Annotated in this window: 19 protein-coding genes; 10 read left to right on the forward strand and 9 right to left on the reverse strand. The window is 69.9% G+C overall.

Features of this window, described 5'->3' with window-relative positions; genetic code table 11:
• Positions 1–11: 11 nt before the first annotated feature.
• The 5 genes from AC27L4_RS27950 to AC27L4_RS27970 form a co-directional block, all read right to left on the reverse strand.
• Positions 12–815: an ABC transporter permease gene (locus AC27L4_RS27950; RefSeq protein ID WP_487145890.1), complete on the reverse strand. Its 804-nt coding sequence runs from the start codon at positions 813–815 to the stop codon at positions 12–14.
• Positions 816–826: 11 nt separating this feature from the next.
• Complete coding sequence (locus AC27L4_RS27955) at positions 827–2017, reverse strand: ABC transporter permease (protein ID WP_487145891.1); 1191 nt, start codon at positions 2015–2017, stop codon at positions 827–829.
• 13 nt (positions 2018–2030) lie between these two features.
• Positions 2031–3074 (reverse strand): ABC transporter substrate-binding protein, encoded by a 1044-nt coding sequence (locus AC27L4_RS27960; RefSeq protein WP_487145892.1) that lies wholly within the window; start codon positions 3072–3074, stop codon positions 2031–2033.
• A gap of 72 nt (positions 3075–3146) precedes the next feature.
• Complete coding sequence (locus tag AC27L4_RS27965; protein ID WP_487145893.1) at positions 3147–4250, reverse strand: ABC transporter ATP-binding protein; 1104 nt, start codon at positions 4248–4250, stop codon at positions 3147–3149.
• 35 nt (positions 4251–4285) lie between these two features.
• Positions 4286–5662 carry an aminotransferase gene (locus AC27L4_RS27970; RefSeq protein WP_487145894.1) on the reverse strand — a complete coding sequence of 459 codons (1377 nt, stop codon included), beginning with the start codon at positions 5660–5662 and terminating at the stop codon, positions 4286–4288.
• A 241-nt stretch (positions 5663–5903) separates the two neighbouring features.
• Here AC27L4_RS27970 and AC27L4_RS27975 point away from each other — a divergent pair, with 241 nt between their 5' ends.
• Positions 5904–6701 (forward strand): IclR family transcriptional regulator, encoded by a 798-nt coding sequence (locus tag AC27L4_RS27975; protein ID WP_487145895.1) that lies wholly within the window; start codon positions 5904–5906, stop codon positions 6699–6701.
• Positions 6702–6725: 24 nt separating this feature from the next.
• Here AC27L4_RS27975 and AC27L4_RS27980 read toward each other — a convergent pair whose 3' ends face one another.
• From AC27L4_RS27980 to AC27L4_RS27990, 3 genes are read right to left on the reverse strand one after another with little or no spacing between them, the layout of a single operon-like run.
• Positions 6726–6932, reverse strand: coding sequence for a hypothetical protein (locus AC27L4_RS27980; RefSeq protein ID WP_487145896.1), 207 nt, complete (start codon positions 6930–6932; stop codon positions 6726–6728).
• A 57-nt stretch (positions 6933–6989) separates the two neighbouring features.
• Entirely contained in the window at positions 6990–7421 is a 432-nt protein-coding gene (locus AC27L4_RS27985) for an SRPBCC family protein (RefSeq protein ID WP_487145897.1), read from the reverse strand.
• A complete protein-coding gene (locus AC27L4_RS27990; RefSeq protein ID WP_487145898.1) occupies positions 7418–7741 on the reverse strand; it encodes an ArsR/SmtB family transcription factor in 324 nt (107 codons plus the stop codon). The genes AC27L4_RS27985 and AC27L4_RS27990 overlap by 4 nt, the downstream gene beginning before the upstream one ends.
• A gap of 274 nt (positions 7742–8015) precedes the next feature.
• Here AC27L4_RS27990 and AC27L4_RS27995 point away from each other — a divergent pair, with 274 nt between their 5' ends.
• From AC27L4_RS27995 to AC27L4_RS28005, 3 genes are all read left to right on the forward strand, one after another.
• Positions 8016–9116: a calcium:cation antiporter gene (locus tag AC27L4_RS27995; RefSeq protein ID WP_487145899.1), complete on the forward strand. Its 1101-nt coding sequence runs from the start codon at positions 8016–8018 to the stop codon at positions 9114–9116.
• Between the two features lie 105 nt (positions 9117–9221).
• Positions 9222–9620, forward strand: a complete 399-nt coding sequence (locus AC27L4_RS28000) for a YciI family protein (RefSeq protein WP_487145900.1) — start codon at positions 9222–9224, stop codon at positions 9618–9620.
• Between the two features lie 142 nt (positions 9621–9762).
• Complete coding sequence (locus AC27L4_RS28005) at positions 9763–10236, forward strand: SRPBCC family protein (protein WP_487145901.1); 474 nt, start codon at positions 9763–9765, stop codon at positions 10234–10236.
• A 58-nt stretch (positions 10237–10294) separates the two neighbouring features.
• On the opposite strand, the gene AC27L4_RS28010 is transcribed toward AC27L4_RS28005, so the two are convergent.
• Positions 10295–11011, reverse strand: coding sequence for a metallophosphoesterase (locus AC27L4_RS28010; RefSeq protein ID WP_487145902.1), 717 nt, complete (start codon positions 11009–11011; stop codon positions 10295–10297).
• Positions 11012–11229: 218 nt separating this feature from the next.
• On the opposite strand from AC27L4_RS28010, the gene AC27L4_RS28015 reads away from it, so the two are divergent.
• The 6 genes from AC27L4_RS28015 (at position 11230) to AC27L4_RS28040 (ending at position 20864) form a co-directional block, all read left to right on the forward strand.
• On the forward strand, positions 11230–12378 hold the full coding sequence (locus AC27L4_RS28015) for a PspA/IM30 family protein (RefSeq protein ID WP_487145903.1): 1149 nt from the start codon (positions 11230–11232) through the stop codon (positions 12376–12378).
• 106 nt (positions 12379–12484) lie between these two features.
• Positions 12485–13144, forward strand: coding sequence for an OB-fold-containig protein (locus AC27L4_RS28020; protein ID WP_487145904.1), 660 nt, complete (start codon positions 12485–12487; stop codon positions 13142–13144).
• 23 nt (positions 13145–13167) lie between these two features.
• A complete protein-coding gene (locus AC27L4_RS28025) occupies positions 13168–14856 on the forward strand; it encodes a flotillin family protein (RefSeq protein WP_487145905.1) in 1689 nt (562 codons plus the stop codon).
• A gap of 233 nt (positions 14857–15089) precedes the next feature.
• Positions 15090–15887, forward strand: coding sequence for an ImuA family protein (locus tag AC27L4_RS28030; RefSeq protein ID WP_487145906.1), 798 nt, complete (start codon positions 15090–15092; stop codon positions 15885–15887).
• The gene (locus AC27L4_RS28035; RefSeq protein ID WP_487145907.1) at positions 15808–17592 is read left to right on the forward strand and encodes a Y-family DNA polymerase; all 1785 of its coding nucleotides are present in this window, start codon (positions 15808–15810) and stop codon (positions 17590–17592) included. The genes AC27L4_RS28030 and AC27L4_RS28035 overlap by 80 nt, the downstream gene beginning before the upstream one ends.
• Positions 17589–20864, forward strand: a complete 3276-nt coding sequence (locus AC27L4_RS28040) for an error-prone DNA polymerase (RefSeq protein WP_487145908.1) — start codon at positions 17589–17591, stop codon at positions 20862–20864. Before AC27L4_RS28035 ends, AC27L4_RS28040 begins: the two co-directional genes overlap by 4 nt.
• Positions 20865–20873: the final 9 nt, after the last annotated feature.

Here is a 20873-nt window from a genome sequence, read left to right on the forward strand (position 1 = left end):
CGCGGCGGCGGTCAGCCGCCGCGGCGGCGGAAGAACAGGAAGGCGGCCAGCAGCGCGCTGGAGAAGGCGATCAGCACGGTGGCCGCCGCGGCGATGGTCGGGGTGAGGGTGTCGCGCGCCGCCGAGAACATCTCCCGCGGCAGCGTCCGCTGGCCCGGACCGGCCAGGAACAGGGTGACGACGATCTCGTCCAGCGAGGTGGTGAAGGCGAACAGCGCGCCCGAGGCGACGCCCGGGGCGATCAGCGGCAGGGTGATCCGGCGAAAGGCGAGCCAGGGCCGGGCCCCCATGCTGGCGGCGGCACGCAGCAGGCGGCCGTCGAGGCTGGTCAGCGCCGCCCCGACCGTCACCACGACGAAGGGCACGGCCAGGGCGGTGTGCGCCATGACCAGGCCGACCAGGGTGTTGGTCAATTGCAGCGTCGAGAACACGAAATACATGCCGACGCCGACGATGACCGCGGGGGCGATCAGCGGGGCGAGCACCAGGCCCTGGATCAGCCGCCGCCCCGGCAGCCCGGGGCGGGCAAGGCCGAGCGCCGCCGCCGTGCCCAGCACGGTCGCCAGCGCCGTGGTCGCCAGGGCGATGACCAGGCTGTTGGCGAGGGCGCTGCGCCAGAGCGGCGAGCCGAAGAAATCGGCGTACCAGCGCAGCGACAGCCCCTCGAGCGGGAAGCTGAGATAGCGCCCGGCATTGAAGGAGAGCGGCACGATCACCAGGATCGGCAGCATCAGGAAGCCGAGCACCAGGATGGCGGACGCCACCAGCAGGCCCGATCCCAGGCGGGCCGTGGCCGTCGTCTTCGGCGCGCGCATCGCTCTCCCTCCTAGAACCCGGTGTTGGCGGACTTGCCCAGGCGCGTCTGGACGATGAACAGCACCACGATCAGCCCCAGCAGGATCATGCCGAGCGAGGAGGCCAGGCCCCAGTTGAGCGTGCCGGTGGTGAACAGGGCGATGTAGGAGCCGATCATCTGGTCGCCCGGCCCGCCGAGCAGCACCGGCGTGATGTAGAAACCGATGGTGACGATGAAGACGAGCATGCCGCCCGCCACCAGGCCGGGCAGGACCTGCGGCAGGTAGACACGCCGGAAGGCGTGGAACGGCCGTGCCCCGAGCGAGGCGGCGGCGCGCATCAGGCGCGGATCGACCGCCCGCATCGCCGTCAGCAACGGGAAGATCATGAAGGGCAGCATGACGTGGACGAGCGCCAGGATGACGCCGGTGCGGCTGAACAGCAGGCCGAGCGGCGTGTCGATCAGGCCGACGAGGCGCAGCGTGTCGTTGATGACGCCGCGGTCCTGCAGCAGCACGATCCAGGCGGTCATGCGCACCAGGATCGAGGTCCAGAACGGCAGGAGCACCAGGATCAGGAGGAGATTGCGCCGGCGCTCGGTCAGGCCGGAGAGATAGGCGCAGAGCGGGAAGGCCAGCAGCATGCACAGGGCCGTCGTCACCCCGCCGATCAGCAGGGTGCGCATAAGGATGTCACGGTAGAGGCTGCCTTCCGGACGGAAGTCGACGAGCCCCTTCTCGTAGTCCCATTTCAGGTCGAGGGCGGAGAGCAGGTGGAAGGTGCCGGCCGGCCCGACGGCGCGCTTGAGCACCTGCCAGGTGGCGGGATCGGCCCAGCGGGCGTCGGCTGCCACAAGGGCGGCGCGGTCGACCGGCCCGGCCGGGCCGAGGGCCTTCAGCTTGCGCACGGTGCCGAACAGCAGCTCGCGCCCGGTCGGCGTCTCATAGGACATGCGCCGGGCGAGCGCCGAGGTCCTTTCGGGGACGCCGGCCTTGAGCTCGCGCCCGAGGCTGGCATAGACCGCGTCCGGCGGCAGGCCGCGCCCGTCCCAGGCGGCGAGCAGGCCGGCCGTCTCCGGCAGGGCCTGGCCGAGCTCGGGATCGGCCAGGCTGCGCCAGGCGACCATGCCGAGCGGCAGCAGGAAGGTCAGGCCGAGGAACAGGAGCAGCGGCGCGGCCAGAGCATAGCCGCCGAGGGCCGTCCCGAGATCGCGCCGCGTCATCGCCCTGCCTCGCCTACTTTGCCGCCCAGGTGGTCCAGCGCGCCAGGAGCGCGTCGATGTTGTCGTTCCAGAAGGCGTCGTCGAGCTTCAGGACGGTCCTGGCGTTGTCGGGCGCGGTCGGGATGTCGACCAGCACCTTGGCGTCGATCTTCGGCAGCGCCGCCGCCGAGGTGATGCCGATCGGCTGGATCGTCGGCAGCACGGCCTGCACGTCGCCGCGGGAGGCGAACTCCAGGAGCTTGTAGGCGGCGTCCTTGTTCGGCGAATTCTTCAGGATCACCCAGCTGTCGAGCGTCTGCAGCGACTGGTTCCAGACGATGCCGAAATCCTTGTGGTCGTTGCGGATGGCGTTGGTGACGCGGCCGTTGTAGCTCGTCGTCATCACCACCTCGCCGGAGGAGAGCAGCTGCATCGGCTGCGCGCCCGCCTTCCAGAACACCAGCGAGGGCTTGATCCGGTCGAGCGCGGCGAAGGCGCGGTCGACGCCCTCCGGCGTCTTGAGCGTGGCATAGACGTCGGCCGGGGCGACGCCGTCGGCCATCAGGGCGATCTCCAGGTTGCCCTTCGGCCCCTGGCGCAGGGCGCGCTTGCCGGGGAAGCGGGCGAGGTCGAAGAAGTCCTTCCAGTCGGCCGGGGCCTGGCTCAGCTTCGCCTTGTCGTAGGCGAGCACGAAATTGTAGATCGCCGAGCCGACGCCGCAGGGATGCACCGCACCCGCCACATAGGCGTCCTTGCCGCCGACCCGGTCATAGTCGATGGTCTCGAACACGCCTTCGGCGCAGCCGAGCTCCAGTTCCTCGGCCTCGACCTGCACCACGTCCCAGCCGCTGTCGGCCGCCTCGGACTTGGTGCGCAGGATGCCGATGCCGCCGTCCCACGAATCCTCGACCACCGGCGTGCCGCTCGCCGCGGCGAAGGGGGCGAAGATGGCCTTGTGCTGGGCCTCCTGGTAGCTGCCGCCCCAAGAAACCACGGTAAGGTCTCGCGCCGCCGCGCCCGAGCCGGCGAGACAGGCAGCCAGCAGCAGCGCCGCGCCCGTTGTCCTGAACGATGTCATGTCGGTTCCCTTCTCCTGGTCGTTTCTTGCGTGTGGGACCGCGCGGCTCCGGGCCGGTTCTCCTGAACCTGCCTAGGCGAGCACCACGCAGTCTTCGGTCGGCAAGGCAAGGCCGACGCGATCCTTGTGGGCGGGCACCGCGACGCCCGCCGCGGCGGCGACCTTGACCTGCACCGCGGCGCCGCCGACATCGACCTGCAGGCGCAGATGATCGCCGTGGAACATGGTGTCGGTGACGACGCCCTCGATCTCGCCGCTGCCGGCCGGGCGCAGCGCCACGGCCTCCGGCCGGATCACCAGGGCGGCCTGCCGCCCTTCGGCCAGGCCTTCGCCGCGCCAGCCTTCGACGGTGGTTCCGCCGGCAAGGCGCAGCCGGGCGCGCTCGGGCGTCAGCGCCACCACGGTGCCCTCGATCAGGTTGGTCTCGCCGACGAAGCCGGCGACGAAGCGGTTGGCCGGCCGGCGATAGAGCGCCTGCGGCGCGGCGATCTGGGCGATCCGACCCTGGTGGAACACGGCGACCCGGTCCGACATGGTCAGCGCCTCGTCCTGGTCGTGCGTGACATAGACGAAGGTGATGCCGAGCCGGCGATGGATCTGCTTGAGCTCGGCCTGCATGCTCTCGCGCAGCGCCTTGTCGAGCGCGCCGAGCGGCTCGTCCATCAGCACCAGGCGCGGCCGGTAGACCAGGGCGCGGGCGAGCGCGACGCGCTGCTGCTGGCCGCCGGAGAGCTGCTGGGGCTTGCGGTCGCCGAGGCCGGCGAGATGCACCAGTTCCAGCGCCTTGCCGACCATCTGGGCCTGCTCGGCCTTCGGCGTCTTGCGCACCCCGAGCGGGAAGGCGATGTTCTCGGCGATGCTCATGTGCGGGAACAGGGCGTAGCTCTGGAACACCACGCCCATGTCGCGGCTGTAGGCGGGCAGGCGCGTGATGTCCTGGCCGTTGAGGCGGATCTCGCCGGCGTCAGGCCATTCGAAACCGGCCAGCATCATCAGCGTCGTGGTCTTGCCCGAGCCGCTCGGCCCGAGCAGGGTCAGGAATTCGCCGCCGCGGATGTCGAGGTCGAGGGCGTCGACCACCGGCGTGCGGCCGTCATAGCTCTTCGACACGTTGCGGAAGCTGACGATCGGCGGAGCGCTCCGGCCCTCGGCGTCGTGCTGCGGGATCGCGTTCATGCCCCCTCCCCGGCCGTCATCGCGTTCCGCCGCCCTCATTGCAGCCGCGACAGGTCCCGCTGCACCTCGTCGAGCGCCGCGCCGACGCCGTCCACCACGGTGGCGAGCTCCGCCTCCTCGATGATCAGCGGCGGGGCGCAGAGCAGGGATTCGCCCAGGGCGCGCAACAGCACGCCGCGGCTGCGCAGCGCGTCGGAGACGCGGGCCGCCGCCTTGACCTCGGCCGGGAACGGCGCCTTCGTGCGCTTGTCCGCCACCAGCTCCAGCGCCGCCATCATGCCGATGCCGCGGACCTCGCCGACCAGCGGATGGCCGGCATAGCGGCGCAGCCCCTCCTGCAGCAGCGCGCCCATGCGACGGGCCCGGCCGACGATGTAGATCTCGTCATAGATGCGCAGGGTCTCGAGCGCCACGGCGGCGCCGACGGGATGGCCGCCATAGGTGAAGCCCTGGCCGAAGCCGCCGAGCCGGTCGGTCTGGTCGGCGATCGCCTGGTAGATCGGCTCGGAGACCATCAGGGCCGAGACCGGGAAATAGGCCGAGGACAGCCCCTTGGCGCAGGTCAGCATGTCCGGCCGGATGCCGAAGGCGTCGCAGCCCCAGTAATGGCCGGTGCGCCCGAAGCCGCAGATCACCTCGTCGGCGACCATCAGCACGTCATGGCGCTTCAGCACGGCCTGCACCTTCTCGAAATAGCCGGCCGGCGGCACGATGACGCCGCCCGTGCCCATCACCGGCTCGGCGAAGAAGGCGCCGACCGTGTCCGGCCCCTCGCGCAGGATCGTCTCCTCCAGCTCGCGCGCCAGCCGGTCGGCGAAGGCTTCCTCGCTCTCGCCCTCCTGGGCGTAGCGGTAGTGGTGCGGACAACCGACATGCAGGAAGCCCGGCAGCGGGATGCCGAAGCCGCGATGCATGTTGGGCAGGCCGGTGAGGCTGGCCGAGGCGACCGTGGTGCCGTGATAGGCCCGCATGCGGCCGATGATCTTGCGCTTCTGCGGCTTGCCGATGGCCTCGTGATAGTACCAGACCAGCTTGATCGCCGTGTCGACCGCCTCGGAGCCCGAGCTCTGCAGCATCACCTTGGTGAGCCCCTCCGGGGCGCGCTCGACCAGGGCCTGGGTCAGGTCGACCACCGGCTCGGCGACGCGATGGGCGAAGGCCTGCTGGTAGGGCAGCGCCAGCAGTTGGCGGTGGGCGGCGTCGGCCAGCCGGCGATTGCTGAAGCCGAGCGCGGCGCACCACAGGCCCGACATGCCCTCGATGAAGCGGTTGCCCTCGATGTCGACGACATGCACGCCCTCGCCCTGACGGATCACCATCGGGCCGACCTGTTCGTGCAGGCGCAGATTGGTCTGCGGATGCAGATGGAAGGCCGCGTCGCGGGCAAAGGGCGAGTTCGTCGTCGGGGACATGAGAGATATCGTTTCGGCTGACAAAACTTAGTTTCTACATACAGGACGATTTTCTACGAATCAAGATCCAGCCAAAAATGCGATCCGACAGATATATACGCATATTTTCAATATGTTACAAAAAATCCCTTGATTCCTTCCGCGCAATCTGGTCCGAATTTTGTTTCGAGGAGAAAAACGCAGTTCGGGGGTCCGTCGGATGGATTCGCGCTGCTGCGGCGGATGAGGGGGCTGTGCGGCGATGGCGTCTGGTGAAAAGGCCGATACGGGCGTGCGGTCCGTGCAGTTGGCGTTCGACGTGCTCGAAGCCGTGGCGGCGGAGCAGGAGGAAATCGGCGTCAGCGAACTGGCCAACCGGCTGGGCACGACCAAGGGCACGGTGTTCCGGCACCTGCAGACGCTGATGGAACGCGGCTATATCTCGCAGAATCCGGCGAGCGCCCGCTACAGGCTGGGCGTGCGGGCACATCTGCTCGGCCAGGCCGCGGCCGGCCGCATCGACCTCCTGGCCGCCTCGGAGGCGCCGGCGCGCAGCCTGCGCGAGGAGACCGGCGCCACCGTCGTCGTCTCGGCCGTCAGCGCCCGCGGCGTGACGGTGCTGACCACGCTCCTGGGCAAGCCGTCGCTGGAGATCGGCGTGCGTCCGGGCAGCGAGCTGGTGCTGCACGCCACGGCACAGGGCAAGGTCGCCACCGCCTTCAGCCACCCCTCGCTGCTGCCGGCCATCCGCCGCAGGGGGCTGACGCGCGAGACGGAACACACCATCCAGGACATCGACCTCTTCGCCGAGGAGCTCGCCCGCTGCCACGCCAGCGGCTACGCCACCGCGCCGGAGGAGGAGACGCTCGGCATCAACGCCCTGGCCGCGCCGTTGCTCGGCAAGGACGGCCACGCGGTGGGCACCATCGCCATCGTCGGCTCGATCCAGCACATCCCGCGCGAGCCGCCGGTCGAGCAGGTCGACGCGGTGCTGCGCGCCGCCGCCAAGGTGTCCTGGGAACTCGGCTATGCCGGCCGCATCCCGCCCGACCCGCGGTGACAGGGCGGCCGCGTCCGTCCGGCGTCACCCGCCGCGCCGGTTGGCGGCGTATGGCAGCACGAACATGTACAGGCCGGTGAACAGCAGCAGGAAGAGCGGGGGCAGCGGCGCGTAGACCACCCAGGCGGGGGGGTCTCCAAGTCCCATGGCGACGAAATTGGCGACGACCGTCACCGTGAAGGCGATCGACAGCCAGCGATGGGACTGCCGAATCCATCTGTTCCAGCTCAACACGACCTCCCTTGAAGACGAGCAAACGCGGGCCGGGCCATTTCCTCGGCCGGGGCCTCAATCCGTGCGCGCCAGGACCTGATCCAGATTCGCGAGGAACTGCGTCCATCCCGCCTTGGCGCCGCCAAAGGCCTGCCGCTGGCCCGGCCGGAAGCCCGCCTGTTCCATGCGCAAGAGCGTCCCCGTGCCCGTCGGGATCAGCGTGAAGGTCACCACGCTCTGCAGGGCGTAGGCCGGATCGTCATGCGCGAAGTTCCAAGTGTAGGACAGCATTCTGTTCGGCTCGACCGTGAGGACTTCGCAGTCCAGCACGCCGCCCCAATCGCCGCGAAGGTTGAAACGGTGACCCACGACGGGGTTGAAGTCGTTCTTCATCAGCCACTCCTCGATCAGGTGTGGCTGCGTCAGCGCGCGCCAGAGCTTTTCAGGGGGATGGGGTATCTCGCGCTCGACAATGACGGAACGCGTTTCGGTTGCTGCTTCGCTCATTGGTCCATCCTCTTGAGCAGATCTTCAAGGTCGTCGAAACGCGCTTCCCAGAACCCGGCCATGCGGCTCGTCCAGTCGAGCAGCGGCTCCAAGGCGCCGGGCCGCGCGCTGTAATGTGTCTGGCGGCCTTCATGACGGTCGCTCACAAGCCCGGCCTGCCTCAGGACTCCCAGATGTTTCGAGACAGCCGGCTGCGAAATCCCGGCCCGGGCCGTCAGCGCCCCGACCGTCAGTTCCCCCTCCCGGCACAGCCGCTCGAAGATGGCCCGCCGCGTCGGATCGGCGAGCGTCCTGAAGAGCACATCATGGGCATTCGTCATCGAAACATATAACCCTACGGTTATTGATCAAATCAATAACCGTAGGGTTATATGCGAGTCAAGCGGGAGCACGGAGCTGCAACGACCCGCATCGGTCCCTGCTGCGCAGTCGGCAGAACCGCAGCGGCCGGCCTGCGGCCGCGTCGGGCATTGCCGCGCGGAGGCAGCCCCCCAAGCACTCCAACGGGCGTCGAACCGGCGGATGGACCTATGGACTTGGCATCATCCCCATAATACCACCGCCGCGATGTTCCACCGAGAGAAGGGGCTGGGTTTGGCTTTTCATCGACAGTCGGTTGCCAATCGCCTGATCCCGGTCGGCGCCTTCGGCCTGGCGGCAGCGGCTCAACTGGGCCTGATCTCCGCCGAGCATTGGCCGCTTCCGGTCAGGATTCCGTCGCTCACCCTCGTCCTCGTCCTGATCTTCGTGACGGTCTTCGTCGTCCTGCACCATGCCGAGACGGTGGCGCGGCATGTGGGCGAGCCCTATGGCACGCTGCTCCTGACCTTCGCAGTCACGGCCATCGAGGTGTCGATCATCGTCTCGATGATGCTGCACGGCGGGAACAACCCGACGCTGGCCCGCGAATCCGTGTTCTCGACCGTGATGATCGTCTGCGCCGGCGTCGTCGGCGTGTGCCTGACCATGGGCGGGCTCCGGCACCGGTACCAGGACATCAAGCGGCAGGGCACCAATGCGTCGCTGGCCGTGCTCATGGCGCTCACGGTGTTGACGCTGATCCTGCCGGACTACACGCTGGCGACGGCGCCGGGCCTGTTCTCGGCATCGCAGCTTGCCTTCGTCAGCTGCCTGTCCGTGCTGCTCTACGGTTCGTTCGTCTTTGCCCAGACCGTGCGCCACCGGGACGACTTCGTCGAGGACCTGGCGGCCGGCCACGGGCATGCCGATGCAAGCGGCGGCATCGCCGTCAACGCCGTTCTGCTCGTGGTCGGGCTGGTCGGCATCGTCCTCCTGACGGAACAGGTCGCGGGCAGCGTCGAGGACGGCCTGGCCTATCTGCAGGTGCCCCAGGCGGATGCGATCGTCGGCTTCTTCATCGCCACGCTGGTGCTGATGCCCGAAGCGGTGTCAGCCATCCGGGCCGCGATCAACAACGAGCTGCAACGGGGGCTGAACGTCGCCCTGGGCTCGGCCTGCGCCACCATCGGCCTGACGATTCCGGCGGTCGCCGTGGCAAGCCTCCTGACGGGGCGAAGCCTGACGCTCGGCCTGGACGCGGGGGACATGGTGCTCCTGGTGCTCGCGCTGGCCATCAGCGTCCTGAGCTTCGGGACAGGCCGGACGACCGTCCTCACCGGGATGGTGCATCTCGTCATCTTCGTCGCCTACGTCTTCCTGATCTTCGTGCCCTGACGTGGCGCAGCCTGCGGATGCAACGCCGAGCGACGAGCCGTTTTTTTCAAGGCGCTGTCGGGATCGACCGCCTCGGGACGTCCTTGGGGCGAACGGAGTGCGGCCATGCTCTATGCCATCCTTTGCTACGAGTCCGAGGATGTGGTCGGAGGCTGGAGCCGGGAGCAGGAGGCGGAGGCCATGGCACGGATCGAGGCCGTCGAACGGCGGCTGGCGGCGGCGGGCCGGCTCGGGCCGGCGGCGCGCCTGCTGCCCACCACGGCGGCGATGACGCTGCGACGGGGCCGCAACGTGCCGCTCGTGCTCGACGGCCCCTATGCCGACACCAGGGAACAGTTGCTCGGCTTCTTCGTCGTCGACTGCGTCGATCTGCAGGAGGCCATCGATACGGCCGGCGACCTGTCGCACGCCAAGGACGGCCCGGGTGGCTGCGAGATCCGCCCCCTCTCCGTCTTCGCCCCCGGCGGCATCGCCGCGGAACCGGCCGGGGCGCGGCGGCGCTGACGCAGGCCGCGAACCGGCGCAAAATCCGCCGAGGGTCCGGCCCTGGCCGGATTTCCGACAGAAAATCGTGCCTGCTGTCGCCCCGGCCACGCCCCGTTCGTCTTGAGGCTGATGGCCACGTGAATGCTTCGGAGAGACCGAGATGTACGACCCCACCTTCCCGACGGACCGCGAGCTGGTGCTGACACGCATCTTCGACGCACCGCGCGCCAAGGTCTGGAGGGCCTGGACCGACCCGGAGCTGCTGGTGCGCTGGTGGGCGCCGCGCCCCTTCACCACGCCGGTCTGCGACATGGACCTGCGGCCGGGCGGCGTATTCCGCACCGTCATGCGCGACGCCGACGGCAACGACTATCCCAACCCCGGCGTCTTCCTCGACATCGTCGAGAACGAGCGCATCGTCTTCACCGACGCCTTCGCCGAAGGCTGGGTGCCCGCCGGCCAGCCCTTCATGGTGGCGACGGTGACGCTGGAGGATGCGGACGGCGGGACGCGCTACACCGCGCGGGCCCGCCACTGGACGGCGGAAGCCTGCGAAGCCCATGCCAGGATGGGCTTCCACGACGGCTGGGGCCAATGCGCCGACCAGCTCGCGGAGCTGCTCGCGACGCTGTGAGATGCGCGGCTCGGCGCCGAGACCGATCGGCGCCGCTCCCGTGCGGCCGTTATTTTTCTTACAGATCGACGACCAGCCGCGGATCGAAGCCCGGGTTCTCGTTGCCGTAGCCGTGTGGATTGCAGACGATCCGCGTCCGGCCGACGCGATAATCGGACGAGGCATGCACATGGCCGTGGACCCAGAGCTCGGGCTGCCAGACCACGATCAGCTCGGTCAGGTCGGAGGCATAGGCGGCATCGAGCATCGTCTTGCCCGCCTTGGAGGCAATCGAGCCCGGATGCGGCGCGTGATGCGTCATGACCACGGTCGGGCCGGCATGCGGCCGCGCCAGTTCCTCGGCCAGCCAGGCGCGGGCCTCGACGTGCAGGCGGCGGGCGTCCTGCGGCGTGAAGCGCTTCCACGGCTGCTTGCGCAGCGCGATCCGGCGATGGTCGTTGAGGCCACGGCGGGCCGCATCCATCCCGTGGAGGAACGAGCCGTGGAGCTCGTAATCCGTCCAGAGCGTCGTCGTCAGGATGCGCAGGTGCCGAACGAGACGCACCTGCTTCTCGCCGCACAGGCCGGTGGCGAGCTCGGCCTCGATCGACGACTTGTAGAAGGTATGATTGCCGGCGACATGGACGAAATGGCGAAAGCGCTCCGCCAGGAAGGCATGGGCCCTGGCGGCGCCCTGGCACACGTCTCCCGCGACCAGGACGACATCGCCCGCCGGCTCGATCGGCTTGATCGCATCGACGTCGACATGGAGGTCGGAGAGGATCTGCAGTCGCACGGAAAAGGTCCCTTTCGTGATGCGGCATGGTCGGCCAATCCGGCTCGGCCGCAACCGGCGTGGCAATGCGCGACCGCCGTCCCCGCCGCGGATTGGCGGGGACGAGAGCGTCCATCCGGAGGACGGCATTGCCCGTGGCGGCCGCACCTGTTCCCAAGGGAACATGCCCTCCCCGTCTCGCCTTGAAAAGGACAAAGGGAGTCCTTTATCTCTTCCGCATGCCTCGGATACGGACCCCGGCATCGTCTGCCCTGCGCTACCAGCTGTTTCCGGATGCGGAAGCGCTCGCTGCGATCGTGCAGACGTTCCGGGACTATGAGGCGATGATGGCGATCCTGGCCGACGTGGCGGCCGGCTCCAGCGCCGGATCCAATCTGGTCCTGCTGCATGAGCAGGCCTATGGCCGGGTGCGGGCCCAGACCCGGCTGCCGGCCCAGATGGTGGTGCTGGGGCTGCGCGACTTCGTGGCCCGGCGCAACGGCGAGGCGGTGGAAGGCCTGCCGCTCGACGACAAGCTCTACGCCATCAAGGGCGCCGCCAGCCTGACCATCGCCACCGTCGCCGGCCGGATCACCCTGCCCTGCGACGTGCGCGGCTATCGGCCGGGATGGCACGGCTCCATCCCCGCGCGTCTCGTCGCCGAGGGCGACGCTCTGGAGGTTCGCATCGGCGTGACGCCGCGCGCCCTGCCTGAAGAGGAGAGGACCATGATCCACGAAGGCATTCTGTCCCGCATGGGCCGCCTGATCGCCGGCTTCGCCCATTCCAGCATCGACAAGGCCGAGGGCCTCGACCCGGTGGCGGTGGTCGAGCAGGCGATCCGCGAGATCGACGCCGCCGCCGGCGAGGCCCGCGCCGAGCTCGGCAAGGCCATGGCCGAGCGCCACCGCATCGACAGCCGCCGCAAGGAGATCGCCGCCGAGCTCGGCGCGCTGCAGGGGCGGATCGGCACCGCCATCGCCCAGGGGCGCGACGACCTCGCCCGGGCCGGCATCGGCCGCCAGGTCGACTTCGAGGCCCAGATCGCCGCGCTCGACAAGGCCCTGGCCGATGTCGACGACCGGACCGACGAGGGCCGCAAGGCGCTGCAGGCGGTCGCCGCCGCCCGCAAGGAGGCGGAGGGCCGCCTGGCCGATCTCAAGCGCAGCCTGGTGCGGCAGCATGGCGGCGAGGCCGGCAACGGCCACGCCGCCGCCTCGCCCCTCGACAAGGCGGCGAAATCGGCCGCGGCCATCGTCCGCGTCACCGGTGTTCCCGCTGGCGTCGCCAGCCCGGACGCCGGCAAGCTGGACGAGCTGGAGCGGTTGCATCGCGACAACCTGATCGAGGAACGCCTGGCGGCGATCAAGGCCGGCAAGGGCAGCTAGGATCGAGCCTTGCACTCCGCCCGCCACCTCACCCGCGGGTCGACCCGACCCAGCCGGCGCGGTGCCCGGACGATACGAGGAGATGAGAGGCTGACAGGACTGGGCCATGGACCTTTTGCTGGCGCCTGAAACAAAACCGTTCGGGATCGCGGCACTCATCCTGCTCGGCCTGGTGGCGATCGAGCTCACCGGGCTGATCATCGGAGTTTCCGCGAGTTCCGTCTTCGACAAGGGGTTCGGCGGCCATGCCGACGGCCATCCCGCCGGCCACGCCGAAGACCATGGGAGCTGGTTCGGCGGCATCCTCGGCTGGATCAATCCCGGCCGGGCGCCGATCCTGATCGTGATCATGCTGGCGCTGGGCTCGTTCGCGGCGGCCGGCTATAGCGTGCAATCCATCGCCATCGCCGTCGCCGGACCGCTGACGGCGCCGATCGCCGCGGCCGTCGCCGCGGCGGCTGCGGTGGAACTGACCCGCCTCGGCAGCCGCCTTCTCGCCCGTGTCATCCCGCGCGACGAGACCTATGTGGTCGACGAGGCCGACTTCGTCGGCCTGACCGCCTCGGTGACGATCGGCCCGCTCGACGAGGGCAGGCCCGGCCGCGTGCGCCTGCAGGACCGGCACGGCAACTGGCACTTCCTCATCGCCCGCGCGGCGCCGGGCCACGGCCCCTTCGCCACCGGCGCAACCGTGCTGCTGGCCGACCGCCGCGACAAGGTGTTCCTCGCCATCACCGTCCCCGACGACCTCACCTCGGGCCGCTGAGCCCGCCCCAACGGAGCCTATCGATGATCATGGACATGCTCATCCCGGCCGCCATCGGCCTCGTCGTCATTCTCGGCATCGGCTTCGTGCTGGCGACGCTCTACACCCGCTCCTCGCGCGACCGGGCCTATGTGCGCACCGGCCTCGGCGGCCAGAAGGTGGTGCTCGACGGCGGCTCGGTGGTGCTGCCGGTGTTCCATTCCACCGCCTGGGTGAACCTCAAGACGCTGCGGCTGGAGGTGCGCCGCGGCGAGGGCGAGGCCCTGATCACCAAGGACCGCATGCGCGTCGACATCGGCGCCGAGTTCTATGTGCGGGTGAAGCCGGACAGCGCCTCGATCGCCCTGGCGGCGCAGACGCTCGGCGACCGCACCAACGACGCCAACGAGCTGCGCGTGCTGATCGAGGCCAAGTTCGTCGACGCCCTGCGCTCGGTCGCCGCCACCATGGTGCTGAACGACTTGCAGGAAAAGCGCATGGACTTCGTCAAGGCGGTGCAGGAGGCGGTGGCGGCCGACCTGCAGTCCAACGGCCTGGAGCTGGAATCGGTGTCGCTGACCCGCCTCGACCAGACCGACATCAAGCATTTCAACGCCAACAACTACTTCGATGCCGAGGGCCTGGCGACGCTGACCCGCATCACCGAGGCGCGCAAGAAGGAGCGCAACGACGTGGTGCGCGACACCGAGGTCGCCATCGCCACCAAGGACCTGGAGGCCCAGCAGCAGAAGCTGTCGATCGAGCGCACCTCCAAGGAGGCCGAGCTCAACCAGCAGCGCGACATCGTCAACAAGACCGCCGAGACCCGGGCCCAGGCGGCGCAGAAGGAGGCGGAAGCCCGCCGCGCCGAGGAGGAGGCACGCATCGCCACCGACCAGGCCATCGCCGAGCGCAACGCCAAGGCCGAGGAGGCCAAGCAGACCGCCAACGTCGCCACGACGCGGGCCATCCAGCAGCGCAAGACCGAGGCCGAGCGCGACGTGCAACTGGTGGCGCAGGAGAGCGCCATCGCCGTCTCCAACAAGAGCCGCGAGGAATCGGACGCCAACGCCCTGGCTCAGGAAGCCCGCGCCAAGGCGGTGGCGGCGCAGGAGCGCGTCACCACGGCGCAGGCCGTCGAGGTCGCCGAGCGCGAGAAGCAGATCGCCGTGATCGCGGCGCAGAAGGAGGCCGAGACCGACGCCGTCGCCGTCCGCGTGCAGGCCGCGGCGGACAAGCAGTCGGCCATCGACAAGGGCGAGGCGATCACCACCCTGGCCCAGGCCGAGGCCGAGGCCGCCAAGACGCGGGCCCAGGGCATCCGCGAAATGGGCCAGGCCGAGGCGGCACGCGAGCTGGCGCTGAACGAAGCCCGCAACCGCCTGAGCCAGGAGGTCATCGCCTACGAACTGACGCGCGAGCGCATCCGCGTCATCCCGCTGGCCCTGGCCGAGGCGGTGAAGCCGCTGGAGAAGATCTCGGACATCCGCATCTTCGACGCCGGCGGCCTGCTCGGCGGCAAGGCCGGCGGCCTGACGGGCAACGGCAACTTCGGCGACGGGCTGGTCGGCCAGCTGCTGGCCTACCGCGCCAACGCGCCGCTGCTCGACAAGATCCTGGCCGAGGCCGGCTTCACCGGCGCCGACCCGGTGCAGGCCATGACCAACGCCCTGGCCCAGGCCAATGGCGCGGCCCGGCCGGACGGCAAGGCGCCGGCAGAGCCGCAGGAGTGAGCAGCCCGGCCCGAGGCTCCTCTTGAGGCGGGAGGCGGTGCAGGACAAGGCAACGCCCTCTCAGCCGTCATGGACGGGCTTGTCCCGGCCATGATGGAAGCGTTGCACCAAGGATTTTTTACGGTCGCGTTGCCGCCACGATTCCTGAGTTCGGAGCCCTGCGCGCGTCCAGACTCCGCTTGCAATGTTTCCTTTTTGTTCTAGTCTGCCGGCAGATCAACTCCGCAGAGCCCATGCCGCAGACCGTCCCGCCTCATGCTCCGCTCCCGGCCCGCCCCGATACCGGCCGCGGACGCGCGGCGACGCTGGACAGCCTGCGCCGGCTGCTGCCGCGCCTGGAAAACACCGGTCGCGGCACGCGGATCCTGCCTTTCGGCCTGCCACCGCTCGACCGGGCTCTGCCCCGGGGCGGCCTGGCGCTGGATGCCCTGCACGAGATCGTGCCCGACACGGCAGCCGACATGGGCGCTGCCCTGGGCTTCCTGAGCGCGCTCCTGTCTAGAACAAATAGAGAACAATCCATTCTGGTCGTGCAGGACAGGGCCGATGCGGCGCAGCGGGGCCGGCTGCACGGGCACGGCCTCCGCATCCTCGGCCTCGACCCGGCCCGCCTGATCCTGGCGCAGGCGGACGGTGACATCGAGGCGCTCTGGGCCCTGGAGGAGGCGCTGCGCTCGGGCGCGCTGGCCGCCGTCGCCGGGCTGTTCTCGGCCCTCCGGGGCCTCGACCTCAAGGCGAGCCGCCGGCTGCACCTGGCCGCCGCCCAGGCGGAGGCGCCGCTGTTCCTGCTGCTGCCCGGCGCGGGGGCGAGCGCCGCCGCGACGCGCTGGCGGGTCGCCGCGGCCCCGGCCGCCCGCGACCGTTTCGGCCTGCTCGAACGCTGGCGCTGGCGGCTGGAGCTGGAGCGCTGCCGCAACGGGCGGACGGGAACCTGGACCGTGGAGTGGGATCATGCCGCGCATCGTTTCAGTCTGGCTGCCTCGCTGGCCGATCCTGCGCTTCCTGGCGGCGCAGCGATCCGCGTCGCCTGAGGCGATCGACGACAGCCGGCCCTTCGTGCTGTCGGTCGAGGGACCGGGCGGCGGCCTGATCGCCGCCGCCAACCGTGCCGCCGCGGCGGCCGGCCTCGCCTCCGGCGACCGGCTGGCCGATGCGCGGGCGCGCTGCGGGCCGCTGCAGGTCCGGCCCGCCGATCCCGCCGCCGACGACGCGGCCCTGCGCCGGCTCGCCCTGTGGGCGACGCGCTATGCCCCCGCGGTCACGGCCTGGGGCGAGGCGGAGGGGGCGGACGGGCTGTTCATCGACGTCGCCGGCGCCGACCACCTGCTGGGCGGCGAGGAGAAGCTGCTCGCCGACCTCGACGCCCGCCTGCGCCGCTTCGGCCTGCCCGCCCGCCTCGCCGTCGCCGGCACGGCCGGAGCGGCCTGGGCCCTGTCGCGTTTTTCCCGCATCCCCCGCCCGATCCTGCCGACGGGCGCGGAGGCGGCGGCGCTGGCGCCCCTGCCGGTCGCGGCCCTGCGCCTGCCGGCCGGGACGCGCGAGCCGCTGCGGCGGCTCGGCTTCAAGCGGGTGGGCGACCTCCTGGACAAGCCCCGCGCCCCCTTTGCCGCGCGCTTCGACAAGGGATTGCTGCGGCGGCTCGACCAGGCGCTGGGCCGTGCCCCGGAAGCGCTGACCTGGCTCGCGCCGCCGCCGGCCTATCGGGCGTTGCGCCAATTGCTCGAGCCGGTGCTGACCCAGGACGCCGTCGTCACCGTGGCGCGGCGGCTGATGGCCGACCTGGCGCCGCAGCTCAAGCGGGACGGCATGGGTGCGCGTACCCTCGAGCTTGCCCTCTACCGGGTCGACGGTGCCGTGCGCACGGTCGATATCGGCCTTGCCCAGGCGACGCGCGATCCCGCCCATGTGGCGCGGCTGATCGGCCTCAAGCTGGAACGCCTCGGCGAAGCCGTCGACGCCGGCTTCGGCTTCGAGGCCTTCGCCCTGTCCGTCATCGGCGCCGAGGTGCTGGACGAGCGGCAGTCGGGCTTTGCCTCCGCCGCCGCCATCGACCTGGCGGAGCGCCGCACCGCCCTGGTCGACAGCCTGCGGCAGCGGCTGGGGCCGCGCAGCGTGCAGGTGCTGGCGCCGGTGGCGAGCCATGTGCCGGAGCGCTCGCAAGCCGCCCGGTGCATCGGCGAGGCGCCGCCGGCCTGGCCGGCGCCGGACGGCTCGCGCCTGCGCCCGGTGCTGCTGCTCGCCGCCCCGGAACCGGCCGACATCGTGGCCCTCCTGCCCGACGGCCCGCCGCGACGCCTGCGCTGGCGCGGCACGACCCACGCCATCGCCCGCCTGCAGGGTCCAGAGCGGATCGCCGACGAGTGGTGGCATGCGCCGCCGGTCCGGGCCAGCACATCCAGAACCACCACATCGGCCGTCATGGCCGGACTTGATCCGGCCATCCACGCGACCATTGCCGGTGCAGGAGAGCACACTGGCGAAGGTCGCGCCGGCGCTGGCTACCGTCGCGATCCCGGACGAGATCGCATGCGATCTCGTCCGGATGGCCGGGACAAGCTCGGCCATGACTCTGGTTTGCCGGCGCATCCTCCTGCCGATGCCCCCCTGCCCTCCATCCCGGCCTGGCAGATCCGCGACTATGTCCTCGCCGAGGACGAGGCCGGCCGGCGCTTCTGGCTGTTCCGCGACGTCGGCGCCTCGCCGCCGCGCTGGTTCGTACACGGGCTGTTCGCATGACGCGCTACGCCGAGCTCGCCGTCACCACCAATTTCTCCTTCCTGCGCGGCGCCTCGCATCCGCAGGAGATGGTCGCCCGCGCCGACGAGCTCGGCCTCGCGGCCATCGGCATCGCCGACCGCAACAGCCTGGCGGGCGTGGTGCGCGCCTTTGCCGAGGCCCAAAAGCACCCCGGCATCAAGCTGCTGGTCGGCGCCCGCCTCGTCGCCACCGACGGCTTCGAGGCGATCGCCTATCCGACCGACCGGGCTGCCTATGGCCGGCTCTGCCGGCTGCTCACCGACGGCAAGCGCAGGGCGGACAAGGCCGAATGCCTGTTCGGATTCGAGGATATTCTGGCGGCGAGCGAAGGACAGATCCTGATCGCGCTGCCGCCGGACGACCTTGCATCATCCCCCGGTTTCGCCGCCCGGCTGGCCCGCCTGGCGCAGGCCGCCCCGGGCCGCGCCTTCCTGGCCGGATGCCATCGCCATCGCGGCGACGAGCCCAGGCGGCTCGGCCTGACCGCCGAGCTCGGCGAGAGGTCGGGCGCGCCGATGGTGGCGGTCAACGACGCGCTGTTCCATGTGCCGCAGCGCCGTCCCATCGCCGACGTGCTGACCTGCATCCGCGAGAAATGCACCATCGCCGAGGCCGGCCGCCGGCTGCAGGTCCATGACGAGCGCCACCTCAAGGACGCGGCGGAGATGGCCGGGCTGTTTAAGGACTTCCCGGAGGCGGTCGCCCGCACCGTCGCCATCGCCGAGGCCTGCCAGTTTTCACTCAAGGAGCTCAAATACGAATATCCCGACGAGCCGGTCCCGCCCGGCAAGACGGCACAGCAGCATCTGACGGATCTGGCATGGGCTGGGGCACAATGGCGCTACCCCAAGCAGAAATATCCGAACGGTATTCCGGACAAGACGGTCGAGTTGCTGCACAAGGAGTTGGCCCTGATCGGGAAGCTCAAATACGCTCACTACTTCCTCACCGTGCACGATATCGTCGCTCACGCTCGTAAGGAACTGAAGATCCTGTGCCAGGGCCGCGGCTCGGCGGCCAACAGCGCCGTGTGCTTCTGTCTCGGCATCACCGAGGTCGATCCTGCGATCAGCAACCTCCTGTTCTCGCGCTTCCTGTCGGAGAACCGCGGCGAACCGCCGGACATCGACGTCGATTTCGAGCACGAGCGGCGCGAACAGGTGATCCAGTACATCTATGAACGCTATGGCCGCCACCGCGCCGCCATCTGCGCCACCGTGATCCATTACCGCTCACGCCGGGCGATCGGCGAGGTCGGCAAGGCGCTGGGGCTGACGCCGGACGTCACCATGGCGCTGTCGCGCACGGTCTGGGGCAGCTGGGAGCACAAATGGGAACCCGAGCGGGTGCGCGAGGCCGGCCTCGACCCGGACAATCCGGAGATCGCCAGGGCGATCCTTCTCGCGGCCGAGATCACCGGCTTCCCCCGCCACCTCTCCCAGCATGTCGGCGGCTTCGTGCTGACCCGCCATCGCCTCGACGACACGGTGCCGATCGGCAACGCCGCCATGGACGAGCGCACCTTCATCGAATGGGACAAGGACGACATCGACGTCCTCGGCCTGATGAAGGTCGACGTGCTGGCGCTCGGCATGCTGAGCTGCCTCAGGCGCGGGCTCGACCTGCTCAACAGCCATTACCATCTCGGCCTGACGGAGATGGCTGCCCTGCCTCAGGGAGACACGGCCGTCTACGACATGCTGTCGCGGGCCGATTCCATCGGCGTGTTCCAGGTGGAGAGCCGGGCGCAGATGTCGATGCTGCCGCGGCTCAAGCCGAGGGAATTCTACGACCTCGTCATCGAGGTGGCGATCGTCCGCCCCGGCCCGATCCAGGGCAAGATGGTGCATCCCTATCTCAGGCGGCGGGAGGGCCGCGAGGATGTGTACTTCCCCTCGCCTGCGCCGGAGCACGGGCCGCCCGACGAACTGGCCGCCATCCTCAAGCGCACCAAGGGCGTGCCGCTGTTCCAGGAGCAGGCCATGGAGATCGCCATGGTGGCGGCCAAGTTTTCCGACGACGACGCCAATGGCCTGCGCAAGGCCATGGCGACCTTCCGGCACAATGGCACGGTCGGCAATTATGAGAAAAAATTCGTCGGCGGCATGATCCGGCGCGGCTATCCCCCGGACTTCGCCATACGCTGCTTCGACCAGATCAAGGGCTTCGGCGAATACGGCTTTCCCGAGAGCCATGCGGCGAGCTTCGCGCTGCTGGTCTATGTCTCGGCCTGGATCAAGTGCCACCATCCCGACGTCTTCTGCGCCGCCATCCTCAACAGCCTGCCGATGGGCTTCTACCAGCCGGCTCAGCTGGTGCGCGACGCGCGCCGGCACGGCGTCGAGGTGCGGGAGGTCGACGTCAACGCCAGCCAGTGGGACTGCACGCTGGAACCGGCACGGGACCAGAGCCGCTACCGTTTCGCGGTGCGGCTCGGCTTCCGCCTGGTGCAGGGCCTGCGCGAGGAGGAAATCAAGAGCCTCGTCGCCATGCGCGGCAACGGCTATTCCAGCATCGAGCGGCTCGGCGGCATCGGCGGCGTCTCCGGCTTCACGATCGAGCGGCTGGCGGAGGCCGACGCCTTCGTCTCGCTCGGGCTCGACCGGCGCGCGGCGCTGTGGACGGCGCGCCGGCTCGCCGCCATCGGCATCGAGCGCGGCCGCGGCCGGGACCTGCAGGCCAAGCCGCCCCTGCCCCTGTTCGCGTCGCATCTCGGCGACGAGATGTTCGACGAGCCGGCGGTCGCGCTGCCTCAGATGCCCCTGCGCGAGCACGTGGTGGAGGACTACCGGTCGGTCGGCCTGTCGCTGAAGGAGCATCCCTGCACCTTCTTCCGCGAACAACTGAAGCGGCTCGGCGTCATCACCAATGCCGAACACCGGCTCGAGAGCGTGCCGCAGGGCAGCCTCGTCACGGTCGCCGGCATGGTGCTGACGCGCCAGCGGCCGGGCACCTCCAAGGGCGTGGTGTTCATGACGCTGGAGGACGAGACCGACATCGCCAACATCGTCGTCTGGTCGAAGGTGTTCGAGGCCAATCGCCGGACGGTGATGACGACGCGCTTCGTCGCCGTACGCGGCCGGCTGCAGCGGGCCGGCCTCGTCATCCACGTCATCGCCGAGCACTTCATCGACCTCAGCGCCGAGCTCGAACAGCTCGGCGGCGACGAGGAGATCGGCGCCGCACCGGCCGCCGCCCTGCGCTCGCCGCAGCTCGAGCTGCCGCTGCTCAAGAGCCGCGACTTCCATTGAGACGACGGC

This window comes from Labrys sp. Lb11, assembly GCF_057554225.1.